Here is a 10504-nt window from a genome sequence, read left to right as displayed (position 1 = left end):
CAAAGTATGATCATCTGTTGCTGGCTGCGGCGCGCAGAAAAGCGCCGTGCTCGCAGCCCGGTAGTGAAAAGAGGATGCGCCAGACTAGCACCGAGGGCAGGGTTTTCCCAGACTTATTCACAGGTCCATCCACAGGGCTTGACCGCCATCACCTCCGCTAACGTCTGGGGGGAGTTGACCCGGCCGCTGATGGCCCTATAGAATTGCCGGTTCTATTCGTCTCCATTCATGCAGAGGGCCCCATGGCCACCAAGCGTACTTTCCAACCCAGCAACCTCAAGCGAGCACGCGACCATGGCTTCCGCGCACGTATGGCAACTGCCGACGGCCGCAAGATCCTGGCTCGCCGCCGCGCCAAGGGCCGCAAGCGCCTGAGCGCTTGATTGCCGCGCCGCTCCCTGCGGCCGAGGCAGTCCCTAACGTGAACGCATCGAACCTGTGCAGGCGATTTCCTCGCTCTGCGCGGGTTCGTACGCGTGCGCAATACACGGTCGTTTTCGATACCGCACGTCGTACCTCGGACCCGCTGCTTAGCCTGCACTGGCGGACCGGCGATACGCCGCCGCGCCTGGGCATGGCGGTGTCGCGCAAGGTCGATACGCGTGCGGTGGGACGTAACCGGATCAAACGCGTATTGCGCGATGCCATGCGGCATCTGCTGCCCGAGCTTGCCGGCGGCGATTACGTGATTGTGGCGCGCTCCGCAGCCGCAAAGGCGACCAATCCACAGATTCGCGACGCCTTCCTGCGTCTGCTGCGCCGTGCCGGCGCATTGCCCCTGCCTGCTGCGCCCGGCACAATGCCGCCCGCCAGGACGATGCACCCATCCTCCCTTTCCCCGACAGAGCCGGAACCCAGTTCCGACTGAGCGAGTTGCTGCCCGATGAACCAGACCCGTGTTTTCCTGATTTTTGCCTGGCTGATGGTCGCGGCGCTGCTGTGGATGGAGTGGGGCAAGGACAAGGCCGCCGCCAATGCGCCGGTGGTTGCGGCAACGCAGTCGGTGCCGGCTGCGCGCGATCTGGACGCTGCGGCACCGTCGGCCAATGTGCCGGCGGCCCAGGCCATTCCGCAGGCAGGCGTGCCGGGCGCCGTACCGGCGACCAGCACGACTGCCGCGACGCCGGCCGCTGCCGGTGCTGCGCCGGTAATCACCCTGACCTCGGACGTGCTGCGCCTGAAGCTGGACGGCCGCAGCGTGCTCGATGCCGAACTGCTGCAGTTTCCGCAAACCAAGGACGGCACCGCGCCGGTCAGCCTGCTGACCGAAGATGCCGCGCACCCTTATAACGCCACCAGCGGCTGGGCCAGCGAGCATTCGCCGGTACCGGGCGTGGGTGGCTTCCGCGCCGAACAGCCGGGCACCGCGTTCGAACTGGCCAAGGGCCAGAACACCCTGGTGGTGCCGTTCGTGTGGAATGGCCCCAACGGCGTGTCGATTCGCCGCACCTTCACCCTGGAACGCGGTCGCTATGCGATCTCGATCAAGGACGAGGTGATCAACAAGAGTGGCGCGCCGTGGAACGGCTACGTGTTCCGCAAGCTGAGCCGGGTGCCGACCATCCTCAGCCGCGGCATGACCAACCCGGATTCCTTCAGCTTCAACGGGGCGACCTGGTACAGCCCGCAGGAAGGCTACGAGCGTCGCGCGTTCAAGGACTACATGGACGACGGTGGCCTCAATCGCCAGATCACCGGCGGCTGGGTGGCGCTGCTGCAGCACCACTTCTTTACCGCGTGGATTCCGCAGAAGGACCAGGCCTCGCTGTACGTGCTGAACCAGGACGGCCCGCGTGACGTGGCCGAACTGCGTGGACCGGCCTTCACCGTGGCGCCGGGCCAGACCGCGACCACCGAAGCGCGCCTGTGGGTGGGCCCGAAGCTGGTCAGCCTGATCGCCAAGGAAGACGTGAAGGGACTGGACCGGGTGGTCGACTACAGCCGCTTCTCAATCATGGCCATCATCGGCCAGGGCCTGTTCTGGGTGCTGAGCCATCTGCACAGCTTCCTGCACAACTGGGGCTGGTCCATCATCGGCCTGGTGGTGCTGCTGCGTCTGGCGCTGTATCCGCTGTCGGCTGCGCAGTACAAGTCCGGTGCCAAGATGCGCCGCTTCCAGCCGCGCCTGGCGCAGCTGAAGGAGCGTTACGGCGACGATCGCGTCAAGTACCAGCAGGCAACGATGGAGCTGTTCAAGAAGGAAAAGATCAACCCGATGGGCGGCTGCCTACCGCTGCTGATCCAGATGCCGATCTTCTTCGCGCTGTATTGGGTGCTGGTGGAATCGGTGGAACTACGTCAGGCGCCGTGGCTGGGCTGGATCCAGGATCTGACCGCGCGCGATCCGTACTTCATCCTGCCGGTGCTCAACATCGCCATCATGTGGGCCACGCAGAAGCTGACCCCGACCCCGGGCATGGACCCGATGCAGGCCAAGATGATGCAGTTCATGCCGCTGGTGTTTGGCGTCATGATGGCCTTCATGCCGGCCGGCCTGGTGCTGTACTGGGTGGTCAACGGAGGCCTGGGTCTGCTGATCCAGTGGTGGATGATCCGCCAGCACGGCGAGAAGCCGAGCAAGATCATCCAGGCCAACGCCAAGTAAGCGCAGTTGCACAGAGCCCGCCGCAAGGCGGGCTTTCTGCATGTCGCCGCAGTTGCTGTCTGCCCTGTTGTCTTCATCGCCAAGGACGCCGTCGTGATGTCATCGCCGCTGTATCGCCTGTTGCTGTGCGCCGGTTGCGCCGGAATGCTGGCGATGGCCGGCTGCGGCAAGCAAACCGCCGGCGAGGCCGCGTCTGCTGCCAGCACCGCTGCGCCGGCCGCCGCTGGTGCGCCAGCCGAAACCGACAACGACGACGCACGCGCACTGATCGCGCAGCTGCGCGAGCAACTGGACCGGCATCGCCGCATCATCGTGTTGCTGGCCGATGCGGACGCCCAGACGCCACGCGATCGCGCCACCTCCAGCAGCGTGGGGCAGCAGCTGTTCCATGAAAACCTCCAACAGCGCGAACGCATCGCTGCGCGATTCGAGACGGTGCTGACGTCGAACGCAGCGCGTCGCTTCGCAACCATCGCCACGGTGCTGGACGAGATCGAATCGGCACCGGATCTCTACGATGCCGACCGCCTGGCGTTTGCCGAAGTGTTGCGCGACCTGCACGCACGCATTGGCCGCGATTCGGCATTGCCGGCGGTGAAGCTGCATCAGCGCATCGGCGAGGATCTAGAAGCGCTGGACGAGATCGAGCGCAGTTACAACAAAGAACTGACGCAGATTTTCAGCCGCTTCGATCGCAGCCGCGCGATCGTGCCCAAGCGCGAGAAGTGGGACGACTACGTGGCGCATCTGCGCAGCCTGTACACGCGCGAAAAGATCCTGCGCGATCATGGCGTGGTGGAGCCGTACCCGTTCTCCGCACGCGACAGCGACAGCGAGATCTTCGGCCGCGACCTGCCGCCCAAGACGGTGGTGCTGACCTTCGACGATGGCCCGCACAAGGCCTATACCGAAGAGATCGTGGCCATCCTCAAACGCTACGACGTGCCGGGCGTGTTCTTCGAAGTGGGCCGCAACCTGGGCAGCCTGGACGCGCAGGGCAAGCCGACACTCGCGCCGTTATCCAAGATCAGCCATGCGCTGATGGAAGAAGGTTATGCGGTGGGCAACCACAGCCTGACCCATGCGCAGTTGTCCAAGACCACCGGCGATGCGTTGCGCAGCCAGGTGCTGGACACCGACACGTTGTTGCGCGCGGTGGACGACAAGCGTGCGCCGTTGTTCCGGTTTCCGTATGGGGCGCGCAATGCCGAAGGCTTGCAGCTGCTGGGCGAGGCAGGCCTGAAGTCGATCATGTGGAACATCGACTCCATGGACTGGGCCGACCCGGTACCCGAGTCGATCGTGCAGCGCGTGCTCGACCAGGTGAACAAGGAGCAGCGCGGCATCGTGTTGTTCCATGACATCCACGACCGTGCAGTGAAGGCGCTGCCGCAGATCCTGGACCGACTGATCGCCGATGGCTACCAGTTCGCCGGCTGGAATGGCCGCGAGTTTTCGGTGGCGCACGCGCCCAGCGCGGCGGCCGGGGCGACCGTGACCACTGGCTATGCCAACTCCTGGGCGATCGTGATCGGGATCGACGACTACGCGCACTGGCCCAAGCTCGAATATGCCGCTAACGATGCGCAGGCCATTGCCAGCACCTTGACCGGCCCGTTGGGGTTTCCGTCCTCGCAGGTGATCGTGCTCAAGAACGGGCAGGCCACGCGCAACAATATTCTTGCGGCGTTCCACGATCGCCTCGGCGAGGGACGCGCGCAGACCAACGACCGCGTCTTCGTGTTCTTCGCCGGGCATGGCGCCACGCGCCGGCTGGCATCCGGGCGCGACCTGGGCTACATCATTCCGGTCGACTCGGATCCGCAGCAGCTGGCCAGCGATGCGATTGCGATGAGCGACCTGCAGAACATCGCCGAAAGCCTGCAGGCCAAGCATGTGCTGTTCGTGATGGATGCCTGCTATAGCGGGCTCGGATTGACGCGCGGCGGGCCGACATCCAGTGCTTACCTGCGCGAGAACGCGCGACGCATCGCCCGCCAGATGCTCACTGCCGGCGGTGCCGATCAGCAGGTGGCCGACAGCGGCCCGAACGGGCATTCGGTGTTTACCTGGGTGCTGCTGCAGGCGCTGGCGGGCAAGGGCGATCTCAATGGCGATGGCCTGATCACCGGTACCGAACTGGCAGCCTATGTCGCACCGGCGGTGTCGGCAGTGTCAGCGCAGACCCCGGCATTCGGCAGCCTGCCCGGCTCGCAGGGCGGCGAGTTCGTGTTCCAGGTACCGAGCGGCGAAGAGTTCCTGACCGCCGGCACCGCGCAGCTGTCTGCCGATGCGATCGCACTCAACGGACGCGTGGATGCGGCGCGTCCTGCCGCCACCACCAGCGGTGCGGCAGTGGCGGCTGCACCGGTGACGGTAAAAACCCTGCAAGGTGGCGAAGCCAAGCTGGTGTTGCCCACTGCGGTGAAGAGCAGCGACCGCCAACGTGCGCAGCTGGCCAACGAGCGCGGCCTGCAGTTGTACAAGGAAAAACGCTACGCCGAAGCGGCCGAGCAGTTTGCCGAGGCCTTGAAGCTGCGTCCGGACTTTGCTTTGGCCGCCAACAACCTGGGCTTTGTGTATTACCGCCAGGAACGCTTTGCCGAATCGGCACGCTGGCTGGAAAACACCTTGAAAATCGATCCATCGCGTGCGGTGGCCTATCTCAATCTCGGCGATGCCTACGCAAAAGCCGGCGATCGCGACAAGGCACGCAAGGCCTACGCCACCTATCTGGAACTGCAGCCGCAAGGCAGCGGCGCCCCGCAGGCACGCATGCAGTTGCAATCGCTGTGATTCGCGGCGGCTGACGCAGCGTTGCGAACAGGCGTCAGGAGAGCGCGTGCCGCGATGGAGGCGTGATACACCAGGGACCCGGGCATCGGCAGGATGCCGCTGCCGGCCGCGCAGTCGCTGCATCGCCGCGCTTGTCTTCTTCAATCCACCTCAGAGCAATGCCCATGTCGTCTTCCACGTCTACCATCGTTGCCATCGCCAGTGCCGCCGGAGCCGGTGGGGTGGGGATCGTGCGCCTGTCCGGGCCGCAGGCGGCGCAGATTGCCGCCGGGCTGGGCGTTGCGCAGTTGCAGCCACGGCAGGCGCAGTACGCACGCTTTCGCGATGGGCAGGGCGAGGTCATCGACGATGGCATCGCGCTGTGGTTCAAGTCACCGCGCAGCTTTACCGGCGAAGACGTGGTGGAGCTGCAGGGACACGGCAGCCCGGTGCTGTTGCGGCAGCTGGTGGCGCGTTGCATTGCGCTGGGTGCGCGCCAGGCACGCGCGGGCGAATTCAGCGAGCGCGCGTTTCTCAACGGCAAACTCGATCTGGCGCAGGCCGAAGCCATCGCCGACCTGATCGCCGCCGGCGATCTGCGCGCGGCACGCGCTGCGCGCAGATCCTTGGACGGTGTGTTTTCGCAACGGGTCGATGCGCTCAGCGACAGCCTCACCCGTTTACGCATCCATGTGGAAGCGGCGATCGACTTTGCCGACGAGCCGCTCGACACCCTGGGCGGGGCGCAGGTGCGCGACGGGCTACAGCAGGCGCGCGCACTGCTGGCGCAACTGCTGCGCGATGCCGAGCGCGGGCGCAAGTTGCGCGACGGCCTGCACGCGGTGCTGATCGGCCCGCCCAATGCCGGCAAGAGTTCCTTGCTCAATGCACTGGCCGGTAGCGAGCGTGCCATCGTCACCGATGTCGCCGGCACCACCCGCGATACCTTGCAGGAAGCCATCCAGCTCGATGGCTTCGAACTCATGTTGGTTGACACCGCCGGTTTGCGCGAGGGCGGTGATGCGATCGAGCGCGAGGGCATGCGTCGCGCGCGTGCGGAGTTGCAGCGCGCCGATCTGGCGCTGGTGGTACTGGATGCACGCGACCCGCAAGCCGCGCGCGATGCGATCGGCGATGCCATCGATGTGGTGCCGCGTCAGCTGTGGATCCACAACAAATGCGATCTGCTGGCCGGCCCCGCAGCGCTCGATCGCGACGCGATCGCGGTCTCGGCGGTGACCGGGCAGGGACTGGAGCAGTTGCACGCCCGGTTGCGCGAGCTCGCGCTGGGCGACGGAGCGGACAGCGTGGAAGGCGAATTCTCCGCACGCACGCGGCATGTCGAGGCATTGCGTCGCGCCGAACAGCATGCAGACGCAGCGGATCTGGAGCTGGGCTTCGAACAACTCGAACTGGCCGCCGAAGAATTGCGCCTGGCACAGGAAGCACTCGGCGAGATCACCGGCAAGCTGAGCGCCGACGAATTGCTGGGCAAGATCTTTTCGAGTTTTTGTATCGGTAAGTGATGCGGCGCGGCACCACGTGCAGCGATGAATGCAGCATTCGCCAAACAAAAATCCGGCCTCTCACGAGGCCGGACATCGTAGTAAGACACGGATACTGCGAGCTAGAAGTCGTAGCGAGCGGTCAACCGGAACGAACGAGGCGTCTGATAGTTCTGATCGTTCAAATAGTTCGGGCTGATCACATCGCGAGACGCTTCACTGAACTCGTTGTACTCGGTGACGCGGTCATTGTTGAACAGGTTGAAGACATCCAGCTTGATACGCAGCTTGTTATCAGCCCAGTTCGGCATGTACACCGCAGCCAGGTCGAACGTCCAGGTCCAGGGTGTCCGCCCCTCATCACCACGCTGACGCAGCACACGCGTGCCTTCAGCATCCAAGCAATAGAAACTTGAACCACTGTAGTTGGTCAGCGTGCCTTGGTCGGGCTGCGGGATGTCGTCCAGCGGGATATAACCTTGGCAATTGACCGGACGACCGGACTGCAGAATCAGGTTGCCGCCGAGCTGCCATTCCGGTGTGAGCGCGTAAGCGCCGAACAGCTTGAGTGTGTGCTGGCGATCGTTGGGTGTCGGCCCGTAGGTCCCGTCGGTGAACAGACGGTGGTCGAAGTCCTGCGTCAGGCCCGGATCTTCCTGCTCCAATGTGGAATTGACGTAGCCCTCCACATTGCCGCGCGTTCTGGCAAATGTATAGGAGCCCTGGAAATTGAATTTTTCCCCGGTGCGCTCCCAGAAGAACTCCAGTGCGGTGTGAATGCGCCGGTACTCGGGAAGGCCGAGATACGAGGCTGGCAGGGTTGCCAGTTCCACTTCACCATCGCCATTCAAGTCGACATTGATGGTGACGTCGCTACCCGGATTCAGGAAGTAGCAACTCGGGACCGAACTCGGATCAAAGTCGGTAAAGCCATTGTCTGCGGCCCAATCGATCCACGGATTGGTCGTGCAGGTATCGTCCATGCCCGATTTCACTTCGCGGCGGATCATACGTGCGCCCGCCATCCAGTTTTCCGTCAGCTGCAGTTGCCCACCCAGAATCACCTCGTCCTGATACATGGGCGAAAGATTGGTGGACGCAACCGAAGCCGGGTTTGGCGCAACCAGCGAGCCGTTGGTCTGAGTCGCACCGATCTGGGCGCCCTGGCCCACCGGTGTGCCGTCTGCTTCACTCCAGCCGTTGACGAAGTACCAGTTGGAGACCGTGGATTCGGCACCCGTTGCACGGATGCTTGAGTTCGTGGCGACCGGAATGTAGTACCGACCGGCGGTTCCGAACAGCTTCAAGCTGGCATCGCCGAGCACGTCCCACGAAAAACCAAGCCGTGGCGCGAGTTTGTAATCCGATTCTACCCAGGCGATACCGTCGCCGTTCTTGTTCTCGAACTTCTCGCCGCGCAGACCGAGCACGGCGAGGAAGTTTTCCGTCACTCGCCAATTGTCTTCGACATAGAAGGCGCTGTTGATGTTTTCATAGGTGGAACTGCTGGTCTGATAGACACGGGAGCGCGCGTACAGCGCACCACGTGGTACCAATTGACCATTCACCGTCCGCCCCGGCTGGCCAGCAAAAGCGCCAGTGGCCACGGCATTGCCGGGAACCGTGTAATACGCCCAGTTGATTCCGCCGGCGTAGGTCTGACCGCGATGACTGGACTCGTACTTTTCCTGATCCACACCAAAGCGCACGCGGTGGTCGCCCAACACCCACTCGCCATCAACGCGAAATGCCTTGCGGATGTCCTCGTCCGGCTCAGCATTGCGATCGGCAACCGTTGAGATCGTGCCAGGGTTACAGCCGATGTAGCGATCGACCACGCTGGTAGTCAGGCCGAAGCTGTAGGCCCACGGACACTCACTGCCGGCCGGATCGGTCGGCAGGCGTGAGTCAATGAGATTGCTCAGATAGCCGTATTGCGCCGACAAGGTGAAGTTGTCAGTGAAATAGCCGGTGTATTTGAGGATGCCGACCTTGCCGCCGTTTTCCATCTCGTACTGTTCGATCGGTGCTTCGTGTCGACCGACGTTGTAACGGCTCTCGCCGTTGGCGTCCGGGTTGTATTCGTAGGTGCTGTACTTGGTTTTGGCCTGGTTGTAGATGCCGGTGAACTCCACCAGGTTGCTGTCGTTGATGTACCAGTCGAGTTTGACCAGACCTTGCGGCGTGGTGTCGCGCCGACGTTCGCTGTTGACCGATCTGAAAATATCGATCGTTTCGTTGCGACCCTCGGCCATGGCGAAGAAGAACAATCTGTCCTTGATGATCGGACCACTCGCATACGCCGAATAGATGGTGCTGTCGAACTGGTTGTCGCTGCGATATTGGTAGAGCGGATCCGCAGCATCCGGATCACGGTCACGCACGTTCTTGCCCTTCGCAGCCCCCCAATCCGGAGCCCACTCGACGCTGCCACCGTAATGCCAGTCATTGGAGCCGGACTTGGTCACGATGCTTACAATGCCGCCCAGGGAGCGACCGTACTCGGCCCCATAGCCACCGGTCTTCACCTGCAGCTGCGCGATCCCCTGGAACGGCACATTGGCGAACGACAGGAACGTACGCATGTTGGTGACGTCGAAGCCGTTGATGTAATAGCCGTTTTCGGCCACTGAGGAGCCACCGAACGAAGCAAGATTGCCGTTGCCGAGACCGTTGTCACCCAGGCCGCCATCGCCTCTGGTGGCACCAGGAGCCAGCAAGGCAACCGAGGAAACGTCGCTGGCCACAGGCAGCGAGATCATCTGTTCGGCCGTGAATACCGTGGTGGATTCCACCGAGGACACGTCGATGGGATTGAGCGCGCGTGTACCCACCACATTGATCCTGTCCAACTCGGTGGTTTGCTTCCCGAACAGCACCTGCGAGCCGCTACCGACCTTGACCTCGACCTCGCGGGTGACCCCGTCTGCGGTGATCACATATTTGCCCGGAGGCAGCTGACTGAAGGTGAATCGGCCATCGGCAGCAGCGGTGGCCGAGCGACTTACACCCGTCTGGGGGCTTTGGATGGCAATGGTGCTGCCAGGCTCCACGCTACCGAAGATGGAGCCAACCGCGCTCTGTGCTTGCACACCGCCGGCAACGCACATGCTCAGCGCAATGCTCAACGCGCTGCGTGTGATGTTCTTCGACAAAGACCTACGAACCCCTGGACGTGTCATTCCTCTCTCTCCTGATGAAGTACCGTCACAACGACTGCAAACCGTAGAACCCAACTGCATTGCCGCAGTTGAGGGGGGGGGGGGGAGCCTCTTCGAAGGGAGTCGACCAGCCCAGCTCGTCACTTTCCTGAAGGGTGTCTGAAGATTAACCCAAGATTTACGGCCGTGTCATTTTTCGGGAACTTTTTCGTGAAACAGGGCTTACGGACCAGGACTTGCTGATCCGTTTCGTGTAATGGGTGCTGGTCCGGTTGAATACGGATGTCGTCCGCGTCCGGGGTCCTGTACAGGCGACAGGTACTCGCTCTCCCAATAGTCATGAGCTGACCGATCAGCTAGGCGCAGCAAAATTGCGAAGGGTCGTCACAGTGCGGGCGGCGGTGAGACGGTGATTGCCGTGAACGTGCCAGCGCTACGCCGGATATCCGGGTCGGCAG

Annotated in this window: 6 protein-coding genes; 5 read left to right on the top strand and 1 reads right to left on the bottom strand. The window is 63.1% G+C overall.

Annotated features, from left to right (window positions below):
• The first annotated feature begins 242 nt into the window (after positions 1-242).
• From rpmH to mnmE, 5 genes are all read left to right on the top strand, one after another.
• The gene (rpmH, locus tag ABQY64_RS20895) at positions 243-383 is read left to right on the top strand and encodes a 50S ribosomal protein L34 (protein ID WP_002805908.1); all 141 of its coding nucleotides are present in this window, start codon (positions 243-245) and stop codon (positions 381-383) included.
• Positions 384-421: 38 nt separating this feature from the next.
• Positions 422-868 (top strand): ribonuclease P protein component, encoded by a 447-nt coding sequence (rnpA, locus tag ABQY64_RS20890; RefSeq protein WP_349779585.1) that lies wholly within the window; start codon positions 422-424, stop codon positions 866-868.
• A 15-nt stretch (positions 869-883) separates the two neighbouring features.
• Positions 884-2605: a membrane protein insertase YidC gene (gene yidC / locus ABQY64_RS20885; RefSeq protein ID WP_024939151.1), complete on the top strand. Its 1722-nt coding sequence runs from the start codon at positions 884-886 to the stop codon at positions 2603-2605.
• A 93-nt stretch (positions 2606-2698) separates the two neighbouring features.
• A complete protein-coding gene (locus tag ABQY64_RS20880) occupies positions 2699-5401 on the top strand; it encodes a polysaccharide deacetylase family protein (protein WP_104571594.1) in 2703 nt (900 codons plus the stop codon).
• Positions 5402-5565: 164 nt separating this feature from the next.
• On the top strand, positions 5566-6906 hold the full coding sequence (mnmE, locus tag ABQY64_RS20875; protein WP_349779584.1) for a tRNA uridine-5-carboxymethylaminomethyl(34) synthesis GTPase MnmE: 1341 nt from the start codon (positions 5566-5568) through the stop codon (positions 6904-6906).
• Positions 6907-7007: 101 nt separating this feature from the next.
• On the opposite strand, the gene ABQY64_RS20870 is transcribed toward mnmE, so the two are convergent.
• A complete protein-coding gene (locus tag ABQY64_RS20870; RefSeq protein WP_102585323.1) occupies positions 7008-10067 on the bottom strand; it encodes a TonB-dependent receptor plug domain-containing protein in 3060 nt (1019 codons plus the stop codon).
• Between the last annotated feature and the right edge of the window lie 437 nt (positions 10068-10504).

This window comes from Xanthomonas sp. WHRI 7065 (assembly GCF_040203115.2).
Taxonomy (GTDB): Bacteria; Pseudomonadota; Gammaproteobacteria; order Xanthomonadales; family Xanthomonadaceae; genus Xanthomonas; species Xanthomonas arboricola.
The sequence above is the reverse complement of the archived record's forward strand: the minus strand, read 5'-3'. Positions and strand labels throughout refer to the sequence as shown.

Coding starts and splice junctions, on each gene's coding strand:
- yidC (WP_024939151.1), top strand. CDS start 884: ATGAACCAGACCCGTGTTTTCCTGATTTTTGCCTGGCTGATGGTCGCG.
- rpmH (WP_002805908.1), top strand. CDS start 243: ATGGCCACCAAGCGTACTTTCCAACCCAGCAACCTCAAGCGAGCACGC.
- ABQY64_RS20870 (WP_102585323.1), bottom strand. CDS start 10,067: ATGACACGTCCAGGGGTTCGTAGGTCTTTGTCGAAGAACATCACACGC.
- mnmE (WP_349779584.1), top strand. CDS start 5,566: ATGTCGTCTTCCACGTCTACCATCGTTGCCATCGCCAGTGCCGCCGGA.